Below are 15,855 nucleotides of genomic sequence, written 5' to 3'. Positions count from 1 at the left end.
TTTTCCGTGATTTCGGTCTAACAAGTGCAGCATCGATTTTTTGTGGGGGACGGCCCCTACCGCTGGGGGCGCCAGATCACCACGGCCTGGCTGCGCGGGCGCGGGCGCTGGCCGCGGGCCAGGGCCACAATGTCGCCGCCGGTCAGGCCGGCAGCAAACACGCGGCTGTTCTGCCGGAGCGGGCGCGACTGGTTTTCAGCAGCCATCGCTGCCAGTTCGCCGCTCAGCTCAACAACCTTGGCGCGCAACGTCTCGACCTGGTTTTCCAACTCCATGATGCGCCGGATACCTTCAAGGGAAACCCCCGCCTGTGAAAGGCGCTGGACTTCCCGGAGCATCTCCACATCGTGTTGCGAGTAGCGCCTGGCCCGGCCGGGTGCCCGGCTGGGCTTGACGATGCCCAGCCGGTCATACTGGCGCAGCGTCTGCGGATGCATCTCTGCCAGTTCGGCCGCAACGGAAATCACAAAGATGGGCGCGTACGGGTCAACAATCATTGTGATCTCCTTCCTTACGGTTTTGCTGGGCAAGCCGGATCAGGGCCCCGGTGCGGGGCCCCTGCGGGTTTGCGAGTCCCCGGTGCGGGTGGCTGGGCCACCAGCCCCGAGGGCCCCGCTGCGAGCCTGCGAGCAGCGGGAGGGGCTGGGGATTAGAGCTTGGCTTTCGCCGCCAGTGCTGCGCGGGGATCGCCATCGGCAGTGGCTTCCGCAAAGGCGCGCACCGCGTCCTCGGCTTCCTTGCTGAGCTTTTGCGGAACTGCCACGTCGATCGTGACGAGGAGGTCGCCGTCGCCCTTCTTGGTCTTGACACCGGCACCCTTGACCCGCAAGCTGCGGCCCGACGGCGTACCGGCAGGCACGCGGACACGGACAGTGTCGCCGGCGAGGGTTGGGACGCTGATATCGGCTCCCAGCACGGCCTCCGGGAAGGTGACCGGGACATGGATGCGGATGTTGTTGCCGTCACGGACGAAGAAATCGTGCGGCTTGACGTTCACGGTGACCATCAAGTCTCCGGGACCTGCCGCCCCTGGCTGGCCCTTGCCCTTGACGCGGACCTTCTGGCCGTCCTTGATGCCCGCGGGGATGCGCACATCGATGACCTCGCCATTGGGTTCGCGCAGGCCGATCTTGGTTCCGTTGATGGAACCGGCAAAAGAAATCGTAGTGCTGGCCGTGCGGTCTGCGCCCTTGGTGGGTGGTGGCTGGAAACCGCCCCCGCCAAAGCCTCCGCCGCCGCCACCGAACAGGTCAGCGAATTCCGGTGGCAGGCCCGAGCCGCCAAAGCCCTGGTTGCCAAAGCCCTGGTTGCCACGGGGTGCGCCGCGGCCGCCGCCAAAGAGGTCTCCGAAGACGTCTTCAAAGCCGCCGCCGCCACCGTTGTGGCCGGTGCCGCCTGCACTGAAGCGGGCGCCGCCGCCCATGGCCCGGATGGCGTCATACTGTTCGCGGTCTTCCTTGCTGGAGAGCACTGAATACGCTTCGGAGACGTCCTTGAAAGTCTTTTCCGCCTGGGGATCACCGGAGTTTGTATCCGGGTGATACTTGCGGGCCAGCTTTCGGTAGGCCTTCTTGATGTCGGCATCCGATGCATCTTTGGACACACCTAGGATTTTGTAAAAGTCTTTCTCGACCCAATCCTGACTTGCCAAGACGCCTCCTTTCTAAAAGTTTGTGGGGTGTAGCTGCACCGTTGGTGGGGCCGCCCGGGACATTGAGTCTCGGGCAGCCCCACCATTGGTTTGAATCAGTTGTTACTCGGGTACTGCCACGATCACCTGTGCGGCGCGCAGAATACGCTCACCGGACTTGTAGCCGTTGCGCAGCACCTGGCTGACGGTGTCAACCTCAATGTCAGCGGCGGGCTGCTGGATGAGCGCCTCGTGCACGGTCGGGTCGAAGGGAACGCCGATGGCGTCGATTCGCTCCAGGCCGTACGTGGTCAGCGTGGTTTCCAGCTTCGTGGCGATGGCCGCAAACGGGCCATCTTCCAAGTCGCCGTGGGCACGGGCCGCGTCGATGTCATCCATGACGGGCAGGATGGCGTTCAGCACGCCGATGACCGCCATCTGCCCGGCAACTGCCCGGTCGCGCTCGACGCGCTTGCGGTAGTTGACGTACTCGGCCTGCAAGCGAAGAAGGTCGTTCTTCAGCTCTGCAGCCTCGTCAGCGGCTGCACCCTGTGCCACAGAATCCTCGGCAGGAACCTCAACACCGTTGAGGATCTCCTCGGCCTGTGACAGCGCGTCACCATCGGGGGTCTGCGCAGGCTCGCCGGCCGGATTGGCAGGCTCGTTCTCCGGGACCTCTTCGGGGTTTACAGATTCAGACATGCTTACTTCTTCTCGTCTGCGTCTTCGTCGATGATCTCGGCGTCAACGATGTCCTCGTCCGCGCCGGCCTCGGAAGAAGCGGCGCCGTCGGAAGAGGAAGCACCGGCGTCGGCCGTTGCACCCTCAGCCTGGGCTGCGGCGTAGATGGCCTCGCCCAGTGAGGACTGTGAAGCCTGCAGCTTCTCAAACGCGGTCTTCACGGCTGCGTCGTCATCGCCGGCAAGGGCGGTTTTGAGGGCGGTGACATCTTCCTTGACGGGGTTCTTGACCTCATCGGAAAGCTTGTCGTCGTTGTCGGCCAGAACCTTGTCCACCGAGTAGTGCAGCTGCTCTGCGGAGTTGCGCAGATCGGCTGCCTCGCGGCGTTCCTTGTCCTCAGCTGCGTGCTCTTCGGCTTCGCGAACCATGCGCTCAATGTCATCCTTGGACAGCGAGGAGCCGCCCGTGATGGTCATTGACTGCTCAACGCCGGTGCCCTTGTCCTTGGCGGACACGTGCACGATGCCGTTGGCGTCGATGTCGAAGGTGACCTCAACCTGCGGGACGCCGCGCGGAGCCGGCGCGATGCCGGTCAGCTCGAACGTGCCCAGCGGCTTGTTGTCGCGGGTGAACTGGCGCTCGCCCTGGAAGACCTGGATGGCCACTGACGGCTGGTTGTCATCAGCGGTGGTGAAGGTCTCGGAACGCTTGGTGGGGATGGCCGTATTGCGCTCGATCAGGTTGGTCATCACTCCACCCTTGGTTTCGATACCGAGGGACAGCGGGGTGACGTCGATGAGCAGAACGTCCTTGCGCTCGCCCTTCAGGACACCGGCCTGCAGTGCGGCACCAACGGCCACAACCTCATCCGGGTTGACGCCCTTGTTGGGCTCCTTGCCGCCGGCCAGTTCCTTGACCAGTTCGACGACGGCGGGCATGCGGGTGGAGCCGCCGACGAGCACGATGTGGTCGATGTCAGAAACCTTGATGCCGGCTTCCTTGATGACGTCGTTGAACGGCTTCTTGGTGCGCTCAAGCAGGTCCTTGGTCAGTTCCTGGAGCTTGGCGCGGGTCAGCTGCTCGTCCAGGTGGACCGGGCCGTCAGCGGTAACGGAGAGGTACTGCAGGGAAACGCTGGTGCTGGACGAGGAGGAGAGTTCCTTCTTGGCCTGCTCGGCTGCTTCCTTCAAACGCTGCAGGGCGATCTTGTCCTTGGACAGGTCGATGCCCTTGACCTTGAGCTGGTTCAGCAGGTAGTCAACGATGCGCTGGTCCCAGTCGTCGCCGCCGAGGCGGTTGTCGCCATAGGTCGCGCGAACCTGGATGGTGGAGAAGTCATCTTCGTCCTTGCCAACTTCCAGCAGGGACACGTCGAACGTTCCGCCACCGAGGTCGAATACGAGGATGAGCTCGTCTTCCTTGCCCTTTTCCAGGCCGTATGCCAAGGCTGCGGCGGTGGGCTCGTTGACAATGCGCAGCACGTTCAGACCAGCGATTTCGCCGGCTTCCTTCGTGGCCTGGCGCTCGGCGTCGTTGAAGTAGGCCGGGACGGTGACCACAGCGTCGGTGACCTTTTCGCCCAGGTACGCTTCGGCGTCGTTCTTGAGCTTCATCAGGATGCGCGCGGAGACTTCCTGCGCCGTGTACTTCTTGTCATCGATGTCCACGCTCCAGTCGGTGCCCATGTGGCGCTTGACTGAGGAGATGGTGCGGTCGATGTTGTTGACTGCCTGGCGCTTGGCGATTTCGCCGACCAGGACTTCGCCGGTCTTGGAGAAGGCCACGACGGACGGCGTGGTGCGGCCGCCTTCGGCGTTGGCGATGACGGTGGGCTCGCCACCTTCCAGGACGGATACAACAGAGTTGGTGGTTCCGAGGTCAATACCTACGGCACGTGACATAAGTGGTTCCTTTCATGAGCCGCTGCGAACAAGGCCGCCGAGGTGGCGGGGTCGCTCAACCAGCGGTATTGAGCGTTCTGCACTCAACTCTACTCACACTCACTTCCATGTCAAATGAAGTTGAGCGTAGTAGGCTCAACTTTCACTTTAGGCGAACAAGCACGACGCCGGATGGCCGGATTTTGTGCCCAGCGCCACCTTGTGCGGGGGTGCTTTGGGGACGGGCGGCCTGTGTCGCGGCCTGCACGGAAAAGGACACCGATCCCGCTTTCTGAGCCCGGGATGGCGAGTTCAAGGGATCGTTGAGCGGGATCGGGATCATTTTTGGACGGCGCTGGCCGCATCCGGGAGAACGGGCGTACTCTGCCACATATGAGTGAGCAATCCAGCCACGGCCAGCAGTCCGAGCCCAGCCCCAGCCAACAACACGACCCCATTCAAGCGAACAATGAGCAGCCGGACCGCGGCGACGTCTATACGCACGGCCACCACGAGAGTGTGTTGCGGTCCCACACCTCCAGGACGGCGGGAAACTCCGCGGCGTACCTGATCCCGCACCTCACCCACGGGCTCAGCGTGCTCGATGTGGGCTCGGGCCCCGGCACCATCACGGCCGACTTCGCCCGGCTCGTGGCTCCCGGCCAGGTGTTGGGACTGGATCGCGCACCGGAAGTCGTGGCAGCCGCAACGGCGCTGGCCACAGACCAGCACCTGGCCAATCTCAGCTTTGACACCGGCGACGTCTACCAACTGGACTTCCCCGATGAGAGCTTCGACGTGGTGCATGCCCACCAAGTCCTGCAGCACCTGACGGACCCCGTAGCGGCGCTGCAGGAAATGCGGCGCGTGGCAAAACTCGGCGGCATCGTGGCCGTGCGGGACGCCGACTTCCACGGCATGTCCTGGTATCCGCAACTGCCCGAACTGGATGAATGGATGGCGCTGTACCAACAGGTGGCGAGGCACAACCAGGCGGAACCCGACGCCGGGCGACGGTTGCTGCACTGGGCCCAAGCCGCAGGATTTACTGAGCTCACGCCGTCGTCCGCCAACTGGCTGTACGCAACACCGGAGCAGCGGGCCTGGCTCTCGGGAGTCTGGGCGGACAGGGTGACGGGCTCCGCATTTGCCGAACAGGCCGTCGGCTACGGCTTCGCCGACGCAGCGACTCTGGCGCGGATCTCGGCGGGCTGGCGGGCCTGGGGCGCCAGCGAAGACGGCTGGTTCATCATGCCCAACGGAGAAATTATCGCCCGGGCCTAACAGCCAAGCGAAAAGACAGCCACACAGGGGCGTCATGGAAAAGAACAGGCTCGAGGCACTCAGTGACGGTGTGCTGGCCATCATCATCACCATCATGGTGCTGGAATTCAGGACTCCGGAGACGGCGGACTGGGCAGGCCTGGCGAGCATCTACCCGTCGCTGCTGAGCTATCTGCTGAGCTTCATTTACGTCGGAATCTACTGGAACAACCACCATCACATGATCAAGCTGGCCAATGATGTCACCGGCGGAATCCTGTGGGCCAACCTGCATCTGCTGTTCTGGCTGTCGCTGGTGCCGTTCATGACTCGCTGGATGGACGAATCCGGCTTCGCCACCGTCCCGGTTTTCATTTACGGTGTGAACTTGCTGCTGGCTGCGATCGCTTATGCCATCCTGCAGTCCCTGTTTATCCGGCAGCAGGGTCCCGACGGGCCGCTGAACGCCGCGCTTGGCAGGAACATCAAGGCCCGCATCTCCCCTGTCATTTACGTGGCCGGCTGCGCACTGACCTTTGCATCCCCCGCATTTGGGCTGGCGGCCTATGCGATCGTCGCCGGCATTTGGCTGGTCCCGGACCGCGGGATGGAGCGGGCCCTGCGCAATGACGGTGCCGCAAAGAAGGCCCGCTGATCCGGACGGCCATACAAATCCTGTGATCCGTGCCGCTCAGGCGTCCACCACCAGGAACTGGCCCATCATGCCCATGTCCTCGTGCCACAGCAGATGGCAATGGTACATGTAGGGGACCACGGGGTCGGCGAGTTTCCCGAACTGCATGAGCAGCCGGACGGTCACGCCCGGTGGCACGTAGACGGTGTCCTTCCAACCGGCGAGTTCCGGCGGGGGCGGCTTGTTATCCACCGTGAGAATTTGAAACTGGACGTCATGGATGTGGAAGTTGTGCGGCTGGTTGTGGGCGTTGAACACGGCCCAGGCCTGCGTTGACCCGGCCTTGACCTCCAGGTCGATCCGGTCCATGTCCATGTGTTTGCTGTTGATGACGTTGTCGCCGAGCTGGAACATCTGCATGTCCCCGGCCAGGGCGGGATCCGGATATGCCGCTGATCCAAGCTTCGCAGGGATCGGGGCGGCAGGCATCAGCACGGATGCAGCCTGCAACTCAATGATGTCCAGGGTGTCGAGCGAGCCGGATTCGGCGGCCCGGGCGTTGGAAACGCCAAGGTCCTGCGAGTAAGAACGCAGCGTCACGGTTTCGCCGGGGACCGCCGTGACGATAATTTCGGCGCGTTCGCCCGGTGTGAGCATGATCCGGCTCAACGGCGCGGGCGCCGTGAGGAGGCCGCCGTCGCTGGCGATCATGGTGAAGGTGCGGTCGTCGGAGAAGCCAAAGTTGTAGCTGCGGGCGCTCGACGCATTCAGCAGGCGCAGCCGCGTGTGCTCGGCGACCACGTCCAGCACGGGGGCTGCCGTGCCGTTGACCAGCACCGTGCCGCCCAGCATGCCGACGCCAATCCGCCCAGTCTCAACGAGCTGTCCGTTCCCGGAGAACGTCTTGTCCTGGACAATGAGCGGAATGTCGTCCACACCGTAATCCCGGGGCAGGTTCAGGGCGGTCTCTTCATCGTCGTCGATGAGGAACATCCCGCCGAGCCCTTTGTAGACGTGCCGTTCCGTCTGTCCGTGCGGATGCGGGTGGTACCAGAGGGTCGCCGCGGGCTGGTCGATGGTCCATGAGGGGGACCAGGTCGCACCGGGTTCAACCATTTGGTGGGGACCACCGTCCGCCGCCGCGGGCAGCCGCATGCCGTGCCAGTGCAGGGTGGTGGGCTCGTCGAGTGCGTTGCTCACGTTGATGCGAATTTCCTCGCCCCGGCGCACCCGCAGCGTGGGCCCCAGGAACGCCCCGTTGACGCCCCAGGTGTCGGCTTTCCCGCCGGAGACAATCTCCGTTTGACCAGCCTCGGTTACGAGGTCAAAGACGCGCTGGCCGTCCTTTTCAACGGCGGGAGCCAGCGGCGGGACGTGCAGTGGGTTGCGGAAATCAACCTGCCCCACGGTGTCCAGGGGCTCCCTCCCGTCCGAGCCGGCGCACCCTGCCAGTGTGGCCATGGCACCGATGCCAAGGCCCAAAGTGGACAGCTGGAGAAAATGGCGGCGATTGAGGCCGAATCGTTGGGTTGGTGCGCTCATTTGCTTCATCTTAGTTGCCGCATCTGGGAGGAACCTCTACAGCTCAACACGTGCCCTGCCCCTGCCGCGCCCAACGCCGGCATCGCCTCCACCGGGGCGTAAACTTGCCGAGTGCAATTCTCCCTTTGGCTGGCCCTTGCCGGCGCCGGCGCCATGATCAGCCTGACGCCGGGCGCGGGCGCCATCAACACCATGTCCAACGCGCTAACCTCCGGCTTCCGCCGCTCACTCTGGGGCATCCTGGGGCAGCAGCTGGCGCTGGTCATCCATGTGATCATCGTTGCGGCCGGCGTGGGCATCCTCGTCTCCAGTTCCCCGTTCCTATTCCTGATGATCCGCTACGTGGGTGCCGCCTACCTCGTGTACCTGGGCATCATGAAGCTGTTGGCCAAGGCGGAGAAGGACGACGGCGGGGACTCGCCTGCCGCTGTCGAGTCCGGCTTCTCGATGTTCCGCCGCGGCCTGTGGGTGAACCTCTTGAATCCCAAGGCGATTGTGTTCTTTTTGGCGTTCATGCCCCAGTTCATCCGGCCTGCCGAACCGCTCCTGCCGCAGTACGTGATCCTGACGGCAACCGTGGTGGTTATCGACATCATCGTCATGTGGTTCATCTTTGCTGCCGGCGCCAAGCAGCTCAAACACCTGACCACCAGCGAACGCGGACAGCTGATCCTGAACCGGATCTTCGGTGCCCTGTTTATCGCCGTGGGTGTCCTGCTGGCGCTGGTTTAGCGCACCTCCCCGCCCGGAACCACCCCACGATCCCCCGCGCCGATAGACTGGTTCAATGACCAATCCCTACCGGATCGTTACCGTTTGCACCGGCAATATCTGCCGCTCCCCCATGGCCGAGTTCATGCTGGCCACCGCCGCTGCGGACGCGGCCCTGGATATCGTGGTGGACTCCGCCGGGACGAGCGCCTGGGAAATTGGCAACCCGATTGATCCCCGGGCCAAGGAGGAGCTGGCCCGCCACGGCGTCACCGCCACCGGCCACACGGCACGCACGTTCAACCCGTCCTGGTTTGCCGAACGTGACCTCATCTTGGCCCTCGACACCGACCACTACGAAGCCCTGCGCGCATTGGCCCCGTCCCCGGAGGCGGCCGCGAAGGTACGCATGCTGCGCTCCTTCGACCCCGCTGTGGCCGCAGAAAACCCCGAAAATCAGGGCATTTACGACCCCTGGTACGGCGACGCCAAGGACTTCCAGGCCAGCTGGGACATGATCGCCGGCGCCATTCCCGGCATCCTGGCGCACGCCACTGCAGCCGGCCGCGCCCGTGGCTGATCCCCAACCGCTCCCCCCGCAACGTCCGGTGATCATCGCTGTCGACGGCCGTTCCGGCGCCGGGAAAACCACCGTTGCCGTCGAGCTGGCCGCCCTGCTGCGCCGCCACCGCAGCGTTTCGCTGTTCCACCTCGAGGACATCTACCCCGGCTGGGATGGCCTGGCCGGCGGCGTGGAACGCTACATTGAGACGGTCCTGGCGCCCCTGAGCGCAGGCCTTCCTGCCACCTGGACGGCGTGGGATTGGGTGGCCAAGCACGACGGCGCCTCCCGGACCACCGAGCTGGCCCCGGTGGTCCTCGTGGAGGGGGTGGGGTCCTCCCACGGCCGGGCCGCGGACTTCCTTGATGCCGTGATTTGGGTTGATGCACCAAGCCAGGCACGCAAGAAGCGCGCGCTCGACCGCGACGGCGACACGTATGCGCCATTTTGGGACATCTGGGCTGAACAGGAAGACCGGCTCATCGCCGGCAACTCCGTCCCGGCCGGCGCCGACATTGTTGTGGACGGCACCCACGGCGTAGCCCACGCACCCGAGTTTGTCCTTGATGCCCTCACCCAACTGCCCGCCATGGAAAACGTGCTTGCCCCGGAGCTTGCCCGGCGCCGGGGACTGGAATTTTCTGCTGTCCGCATTGACGGGCTCCCAGCGGCCGAGATGTTGTTTCACGCCCTCTACGGCGGCAGCAACAACGCCGTCTGGCTGGACAGTTCCATCGCCGAAAATGCCGAACCGGCCGGAACAGCCAGCTCCGAATTGGCCGCAACCCCCACCGGAAACGTGCAGGCCTCCCGCTCAAGGTTCTCCATCATGGCCGACGATTCGGGCTGCTTTGGCCAGCTCGCCAGCCACGCGGGCGGCGTGACAACAGTGACGGCTGGACAGGTCACCACGCACATCCGTGGCCCCTTCTTCCGTTGGCTGGATTCGGTGTGGGGCCGCAAGGCCGTGCGCGCGCCCGAGCATTACCCGGGCGATTTCACACTCGGCTGGTTGGGCTACCTCGGGTACGAACTCAAAGGGGAAACCGGCGGCTTGAACAAAGTTGCAAGCGCAACGCCCCCGGCGGGCAGCCCTGCACCGATGCCAGACGCCGCACTGCTCTTTGCCGGCCGTGCCATCGTGCTGGACCACCGGGAGAACTGCCTCCATGTTCTGACCCTGGCGGGCGTCCACCTCCAGGGCTCGAGTCAGGAGGCGGAGAACTTTCTGGCGGCCGTTCGCGCAGCCCACGCCGCAGCATTGGCCGGCACGGCATTAGTGGGCGCAACCCCTGCCGCCGCAGCAGCGATACCCGGCCAATCGGCGTCGAACTTACCTACCGCAACCACCCAGACAGCGCCGATTTTCACGGCCCGGGACGGCGAGCGCCGGTACAAGGACATGATCGCGGCGGCGCAGGCCCAGATCCACGACGGCAACTCCTACGAGATCTGCCTGACCACCGCCCTCGAAGCACGGACCGCCACCCGGATGGACCCGTGGGCCACGTACCGCGCCCTGCGAAAGCGCAGTCCCGCCCCGTTTGCCGCGTTTCTTCGGCTCGGCACACTGAGCGTCGCCAGCACGTCCCCTGAACGTTTCCTGCGCATTGACTCGGATGGGCTGATGCGCGCCGAGCCCATCAAGGGCACCCGACGCCGTGCCGCCGACCCCGCCGTGGACACCGCCCTGAAACAGGATCTGGCGACCTCGCTGAAGGACCGGGCGGAGAACGTGATGATCGTGGACCTGCTGCGCAACGACCTCTCCCGCTTCGCCCTGCCCCACACGCTCACCGTGCCGCGGCTGTGCGCCATCGAAAGTTATGCCACGGTGCACCAGCTGGTCAGCACCATCGAGGCGCAGCTGGCCCCGGGCTCCTCGCGCGCGCAGGCCGTGGCCGCCGCGTTCCCCGCCGGGTCCATGACGGGTGCGCCGAAAATCAGCACCATGGCCATTCTCGACGGGCTCGAGGCTGGCCCGCGCGGCATTTATGCGGGGGCCATCGGCTACTTTTCGCTCAATGCGGCCACCGATTTGTCGGTCGTGATCCGTACATTGGTCCTGCAGGACGCGGACGACGGCGGCACGTACCTGTCGCTGGGAATCGGCGGCGCCATCACGGCCGACTCCGAGGACGAGGCGGAATGGCAGGAAATCCAGGCCAAGGCCTACGGCGTCCTCTCCACGCTGGGTGCAGATTTCCCCGTCTGAGCCCGAGCGGAAACGGCCGATTTTACGATTAGAGGGGGTGCTAATCGTAAAAGGTTTCGCAAAATCAGTGATCCTTTTACGATTAGAGGCGCCCTAATCGTAAAATCTGCCTGAATCCTGGGGGCGTAGCAGGAACCGGCGGGAGACGGTTGGGCCCACGCCGCCGAGGGCCCCGAACCGAGGAACGAGGTTTGGGAGGCGGTGGGGACTATTGCAGCGTGGCGGTCAGGCGGGCCACGTTGTCCACATAGCGGGCCAAGACAGGCCGGTTGAGCCACTCGTCCAGGAGAAGCTCCCGGGACATGGACCGGTAGTGGTCTTCGACGTCGTGCATCTGCCGCACGACGTCATCGTCAATCATCATGACCGTGACTTCCAGGTTCAGTGAGAAGCTGCGCATGTCCATGTTGGAGGAGCCAATCACGGCCACGTCGGTGTCCACCGTGAAGTGCTTGGCGTGCAGCACAAGGGGCTTGGGGTACAGGTAGATCCGCACACCTGCCCGCAGCAACGCCTCGTAGTAGGAACGCTGGGCGTGATGGACCAGGAACTGGTCGCCCACCTCGGAAACAAACAGCTCAACCGTGACCCCGCGCTGGGCTGCCGTGGTGATGGCGTAGAGCAGGGAATCGTCAGGGACAAAGTAGGGGCTGGAAATGGTGATGCATTCTTCGGCCGAGTACAGCAGCGTGTTGAACAGGCGCAGGTTATTTTCCGTGCGGTAGCCGGGGCCGCTGGGCACCACCTGGCACAGGGAACCTCCGGAGAAGGAATCCCAGTGATATGCGGCCAGCTGCGATTCCAGCGTCTCCTCGGTTTCGGAGGACCAGTCGGTGGCGAACATGACGTTCAGGGTACCCACAATGGGGCCCTCCAGGCGCGACATCAGCTCGACCCACTGGCGCCCCACCTTGTGGTTGCGCTTCTTGCGGTAGGACGGCTCAATGATGTTCTGCGAACCGGTGAAGCCCACGCGCCCGTCCACCACGAGGATCTTGCGGTGGTTGCGCAGGTCCGGCCTGCGCCACTGGCCCTTCACGGGCAGCAGCGGCAGCATCCGCCGCCACTGGATTTCACTGGCCTTCAGCCGGCGGATCATGCCTCTATAACCAGGCACCCTCAGGGATCCGATGTGGTCAAAGAGCACCCGCACCCGCACCCCACGCTTCGCAGCGGCTTCAAGTTCGCAAAACAGCCGGTCGGTGCTGGCATCCGAGCTCATGATATAAAACTCGGCGTTGACGTAGTCGGTGGCCCGGCTGATTTCATCGGCCATGGCGTCCAGGGACTCCTGGTAGCCCTCGATCAGCTGGACGGTATTGCCGCCCAGGGCAGGGAAGTAGCCCAGGGCTTGGTTCAGTTCCATGGCGGACTTCACCCACGCCGGGCCGTCATAGTCGGGCACCAGGGACGCAATGTCCTTGGTGCCTTCCACGATGCGGGCATTGACGGCATCCTGGGTTTCCCTGCGCCGCCGCGAGAGCCGGAAGTTGCCAAACATGAGAAACAAGATCAGGCCGAAGTAGGGAAGGAAGAAGATGCACAGCAGCCAGGCCATGGCTGTGGTGGGGCGCCGGTTGCCGGGAATGACACCCAAAACCACAATGCGGATGGCAAAATCCACCAGCACCAGCAGCGCCGACAACCAGCCATTCCCCGTGGGCAGGCTAAACGCCGTCCAAACCACGCGCGTCTCCTGCCTTCGCCACCAAAATCGGGCCGGCTGGGCCCTTCGCCGGTGACAATAGCCTAGCGGCACCGAATACTTCCAAGGCTTCGCCCGGGCCCGACACGCACGCGCTATGCTGGGCATAAATTCCAACGGCAGAAGGAAATACCATGAGCAGCCCCCAGACAACTTTCGACGTCTTCGCCCTCGACCCCCACAAGCTCACCGAAAAAGCCGTCAAGGGGCTGCGCCTCGCCTTTGCCGTCAGCGGCGCGGCCGCACTGATTCTTGGCATCATCCTGCTGCTGTGGCCCACCAAAACCCTCGCCGTGGTGGCGGTTTTTCTGGGCATCAATTTCCTGATCACCGGCGGCATCAAGGTAGCCGTGGGCATCTTCAGCCACAGCCTCTCCTCCGGCATGCGCATCCTTGACGTCCTGCTGGGCGTGATCATCATGGTCGCGGGCATCATCGCGCTGCGCAACTCGGCCGCCACCGGCGAGCTGCTCCTGCTTTTCACCGTCATCATGATCGGCATCGGCTGGATCATCGAAGGCATCGTCGCCATGGTCGAGGCCGGCAAGGGCCAGAGCCGCGTCTGGGCCATCGTGTTCGGCGCCATCAGCGTCCTGGCCGGAATCATGGTCCTGGCCGTGCCGACGTGGACCGCCGCCTGGCTGCTGCTCATGACCGCCATCATGCTGATCATCCTGGGCATCGTCGGGTTGGTCCGCGCGTTCACGTTCGGCAAGGAGCTTTTGCAGGCCGCTAAGCTCTAAACCATGACAATTCTGGTATTCCTGGACCCCGCCCACCCCGCAGGCCGCCTGGCCGATGCCGCCACACCCACCATTTTGGCCACGGATCAGGGCGTCACGCGGGGCGACGGGGTCTTTGAATCCCTGCTCGCCATCGACGGTGTCCCGCGCAAGATCCAGGCACACCTGGCCCGCCTCGCCGTCTCGGCCCGCACCATGGACCTGACGATCCCCTCCGCCGCAACCTGGCAGGCGGCAATCACGACGGCGCTCACGGCGTACGCTGCCACCGCGGCTTCGCCTGCCACCGATGTGCCTGCCACGGACGACGGCGGATCCGGTCCCGCAGGTGCCGCTGCCGCGGCAAGCTCCGCGGGAGGATCAGCCCCAGCCGAGGACCAGTGCGTGGTGAAGCTGATCGCCACCCGCGGTCCCGAGGGCGGCAACTCCCCCACAGCCTGGGTCACGGTGAGCGCGGTGTCCCCGTCGCTGGCAGTGCAGCGCGAAAAGGGCCTGGCTGTGATGCTGTTGGAGCGTGGTTATGACAGCGATCTTGCCGCCCGCGCACCGTGGCTGCTCATGGGCGCCAAAACACTGTCCTACGCCGTCAACATGGCGGCACTGCGCCATGCCCACAGCCAGGGCGCCGATGACGTAATCTTCACCAGCAGCGACGAACTCGTGTTGGAGGGGCCAACGTCATCCGTCCTTTTGGCGCACATCTCCGACGACTCCGGCGTGCCGGTCAAGCGGCTCATCACACCCCACCTGGACACCGGCATCCTGCCCGGCACCACCCAGGGTGCGCTGTTTGCCGCGGCCAAGGCTGCCGGATGGGAGCTGGGCTATGGGCCCGTTACGCCCGCCGACTTGCTGGATGCCGACGCCGTGTGGCTTATTTCCAGCCTGCGGCTGCTGGCCCCGGTCAACACGATCGACGGGCATGAAGTCGGCGCCGCAGCCATCCGCGCCGAGCTGACTAGCGAGCTCGCTGCACTGTTGGCACAGACGCTGTAGCGGCCCGGCGGCCCAGCTTGTTGCCCAGCACCATCATCAGCGCCGTCATCGCCACGAATCCCACGGCGATGATGAGACAGGTCAGCAACACCGCACCATATCCGCCGTCGGCCGGGTTCAGGAAGGGGTAGGCGTACCAGTTGATGGCCGCCCCGCGAATCAGGGAATAGGCCAGGTACGCGAGGGGGAAGGCCACGGCAACGCCCAGACGCTGCAACGCAATGGTGTGCCGGGGCGGGAAGATGAGCCAGTCGGCCACGGTGGCAACGGGCATCACGTAGTGCAGCCAGGTGTTGATCCACGGCAGCAACGAGCCCAGATCCACGTCGCGCAGCAGGGCACTGAACACGATGCCCACCAGGGCCATGCACACCACCGAGATGCAGCGCAGCAGCGCCCAGGCCGGGCCAAGGTCCTTCCCACGCCAGGAAAGCACCGACTCCACCACGAGCACGACGGCGGCGAAAATGTTGGAGAGGTTGGTGAAGTAGCTGAAGAAGTTCAGCACGCTGAAACCGTGGCCGATGTGAATGCCCAGCTGAATGCCGACGGCGATGAGCGTCACCGCCCCAAAAGCAAAACGGACGGCGGCAAAGCTGCGGCGAAGGGTCATGGATTCCATGGATTCATAGTGCCATGCCGCTGAAGTGAAATGTGGCAGTTGTCCATTAAATAGCACCGCGCCACACCGCAGGGAAAATATGGCTCTTGTGCTCTTTCGTGGGTGATTCAGCCTGGGACCCACCATCCCGGCTGTCAGCATTCAAGCCGTCTTGGCCCTGACTGTTTTCGCGTTGGCTGGTTTCGCGTTGGCTGGTTTCGGCAGGGGTGCAGAGCACTCCGTCCTGGTCTTGCCGGCGGTGTGTGACAGGCCGGATCATTCGATCCCCGAGGCTCCGCCGAGGTTTGGCTGGAGAGTACGCGCCGAGAAGGGGCCAAACTCGCAGCATTCTGACCGTGTTTCACCGAAAATGGTGCAGGCTCGCGAGAAGGGCGCAACCTTGGTGGCATATCGCGGCTCCGGGCCATTCTCGGCGAAACAAGAAGCCACACGCTACGGCCCAGGGTCATTCTCGACGAAGCACACACCCTCCCGTACGAGTTTCCCGCACCCCGCACAAGGAAACAGGGCCGGTGTCCGGTACCTGAGCGATGGATCGCCAAAAACAGCCCGCCATCTGAGCCAAAAGGTTTCAAGACGTGACGGTGCAACGATGAACCCACCCACGGAAAAGTCACAAGAGCCAAAAATATACCCGGTTGTCCCTGGGCCGGCTGGACCGCCTGTCGCCG

Annotated in this window: 14 protein-coding genes; 7 read left to right on the top strand and 7 right to left on the bottom strand. The window is 64.2% G+C overall.

Annotated features, from left to right (window positions below; all coding sequences use genetic code 11):
• Nucleotides 1-56: 56 nt before the first annotated feature.
• The 4 genes from art_RS14160 to dnaK all read right to left on the bottom strand — a co-directional run bounded on the left by art_RS14160 (nucleotide 57) and on the right by dnaK (nucleotide 4,212).
• Complete coding sequence (locus tag art_RS14160) at nucleotides 57-497, bottom strand: helix-turn-helix transcriptional regulator (protein ID WP_038465760.1); 441 nt, start codon at nucleotides 495-497, stop codon at nucleotides 57-59.
• Nucleotides 498-649: 152 nt separating this feature from the next.
• Nucleotides 650-1,651 (bottom strand): DnaJ C-terminal domain-containing protein, encoded by a 1,002-nt coding sequence (locus art_RS14155; RefSeq protein ID WP_038465757.1) that lies wholly within the window; start codon nucleotides 1,649-1,651, stop codon nucleotides 650-652.
• Between the two features lie 102 nt (nucleotides 1,652-1,753).
• Nucleotides 1,754-2,332: a nucleotide exchange factor GrpE gene (locus art_RS14150; protein ID WP_038465755.1), complete on the bottom strand. Its 579-nt coding sequence runs from the start codon at nucleotides 2,330-2,332 to the stop codon at nucleotides 1,754-1,756.
• A gap of 2 nt (nucleotides 2,333-2,334) precedes the next feature.
• Complete coding sequence (gene dnaK, locus art_RS14145) at nucleotides 2,335-4,212, bottom strand: molecular chaperone DnaK (RefSeq protein WP_038465753.1); 1,878 nt, start codon at nucleotides 4,210-4,212, stop codon at nucleotides 2,335-2,337.
• A 372-nt stretch (nucleotides 4,213-4,584) separates the two neighbouring features.
• Between dnaK and art_RS14140 the strand changes: the two genes are divergently transcribed.
• Nucleotides 4,585-5,475, top strand: a complete 891-nt coding sequence (locus art_RS14140; protein WP_082000312.1) for a methyltransferase domain-containing protein — start codon at nucleotides 4,585-4,587, stop codon at nucleotides 5,473-5,475.
• Nucleotides 5,476-5,509: 34 nt separating this feature from the next.
• Nucleotides 5,510-6,109, top strand: a complete 600-nt coding sequence (locus art_RS14135) for a TMEM175 family protein (protein WP_038465750.1) — start codon at nucleotides 5,510-5,512, stop codon at nucleotides 6,107-6,109.
• Nucleotides 6,110-6,145: 36 nt separating this feature from the next.
• Here art_RS14135 and art_RS14130 read toward each other — a convergent pair whose 3' ends face one another.
• Nucleotides 6,146-7,630: a multicopper oxidase family protein gene (locus art_RS14130; RefSeq protein ID WP_038465747.1), complete on the bottom strand. Its 1,485-nt coding sequence runs from the start codon at nucleotides 7,628-7,630 to the stop codon at nucleotides 6,146-6,148.
• 111 nt (nucleotides 7,631-7,741) lie between these two features.
• Between art_RS14130 and art_RS14125 the strand changes: the two genes are divergently transcribed.
• The 3 genes from art_RS14125 to art_RS14115 are packed head-to-tail and all read left to right on the top strand — an operon-like array spanning nucleotide 7,742 to nucleotide 11,118.
• The gene (locus art_RS14125; protein ID WP_038465745.1) at nucleotides 7,742-8,362 is read left to right on the top strand and encodes a LysE family transporter; all 621 of its coding nucleotides are present in this window, start codon (nucleotides 7,742-7,744) and stop codon (nucleotides 8,360-8,362) included.
• A gap of 55 nt (nucleotides 8,363-8,417) precedes the next feature.
• The gene (locus art_RS14120) at nucleotides 8,418-8,921 is read left to right on the top strand and encodes a low molecular weight protein-tyrosine-phosphatase (RefSeq protein WP_038465743.1); all 504 of its coding nucleotides are present in this window, start codon (nucleotides 8,418-8,420) and stop codon (nucleotides 8,919-8,921) included.
• Nucleotides 8,914-11,118: a chorismate-binding protein gene (locus art_RS14115; RefSeq protein ID WP_038465741.1), complete on the top strand. Its 2,205-nt coding sequence runs from the start codon at nucleotides 8,914-8,916 to the stop codon at nucleotides 11,116-11,118. The genes art_RS14120 and art_RS14115 overlap by 8 nt, the downstream gene beginning before the upstream one ends.
• A gap of 208 nt (nucleotides 11,119-11,326) precedes the next feature.
• Here art_RS14115 and cls read toward each other — a convergent pair whose 3' ends face one another.
• Nucleotides 11,327-12,751: a cardiolipin synthase gene (cls, locus tag art_RS14110; RefSeq protein ID WP_253901604.1), complete on the bottom strand. Its 1,425-nt coding sequence runs from the start codon at nucleotides 12,749-12,751 to the stop codon at nucleotides 11,327-11,329.
• Nucleotides 12,752-12,957: 206 nt separating this feature from the next.
• Here cls and art_RS14105 point away from each other — a divergent pair, with 206 nt between their 5' ends.
• The gene (locus art_RS14105; RefSeq protein WP_038465739.1) at nucleotides 12,958-13,566 is read left to right on the top strand and encodes an HdeD family acid-resistance protein; all 609 of its coding nucleotides are present in this window, start codon (nucleotides 12,958-12,960) and stop codon (nucleotides 13,564-13,566) included.
• Between the two features lie 3 nt (nucleotides 13,567-13,569).
• Entirely contained in the window at nucleotides 13,570-14,562 is a 993-nt protein-coding gene (locus art_RS14100; RefSeq protein ID WP_038465738.1) for an aminodeoxychorismate lyase, read from the top strand.
• On the opposite strand, the gene art_RS14095 is transcribed toward art_RS14100, so the two are convergent.
• Nucleotides 14,525-15,184, bottom strand: a complete 660-nt coding sequence (locus art_RS14095) for a Pr6Pr family membrane protein (protein WP_052136577.1) — start codon at nucleotides 15,182-15,184, stop codon at nucleotides 14,525-14,527. The two genes, art_RS14100 and art_RS14095, sit on opposite strands and share 38 nt — an antisense overlap.
• Between the last annotated feature and the right edge of the window lie 671 nt (nucleotides 15,185-15,855).

This window comes from Arthrobacter sp. PAMC 25486 (assembly GCF_000785535.1).
Taxonomy (GTDB): domain Bacteria; phylum Actinomycetota; class Actinomycetes; order Actinomycetales; family Micrococcaceae; genus Specibacter.
Note: the sequence above shows the minus strand (reverse complement) of the source record. Positions and strands in the feature narration are given on the sequence as shown.

Bases quoted from the DNA above. Each gene is read 5' to 3' on its own strand.
- art_RS14140 (WP_082000312.1), top strand. From the start codon at position 4,585: ATGAGTGAGCAATCCAGCCACGGCCAGCAGTCCGAGCCCAGCCCCAGC.
- art_RS14135 (WP_038465750.1), top strand. From the start codon at position 5,510: ATGGAAAAGAACAGGCTCGAGGCACTCAGTGACGGTGTGCTGGCCATC.
- art_RS14095 (WP_052136577.1), bottom strand. From the start codon at position 15,184: ATGGAATCCATGACCCTTCGCCGCAGCTTTGCCGCCGTCCGTTTTGCT.
- art_RS14120 (WP_038465743.1), top strand. From the start codon at position 8,418: ATGACCAATCCCTACCGGATCGTTACCGTTTGCACCGGCAATATCTGC.
- art_RS14105 (WP_038465739.1), top strand. From the start codon at position 12,958: ATGAGCAGCCCCCAGACAACTTTCGACGTCTTCGCCCTCGACCCCCAC.
- art_RS14100 (WP_038465738.1), top strand. From the start codon at position 13,570: ATGACAATTCTGGTATTCCTGGACCCCGCCCACCCCGCAGGCCGCCTG.
- dnaK (WP_038465753.1), bottom strand. From the start codon at position 4,212: ATGTCACGTGCCGTAGGTATTGACCTCGGAACCACCAACTCTGTTGTA.
- art_RS14130 (WP_038465747.1), bottom strand. From the start codon at position 7,630: ATGAGCGCACCAACCCAACGATTCGGCCTCAATCGCCGCCATTTTCTC.
- art_RS14160 (WP_038465760.1), bottom strand. From the start codon at position 497: ATGATTGTTGACCCGTACGCGCCCATCTTTGTGATTTCCGTTGCGGCC.
- art_RS14150 (WP_038465755.1), bottom strand. From the start codon at position 2,332: ATGTCTGAATCTGTAAACCCCGAAGAGGTCCCGGAGAACGAGCCTGCC.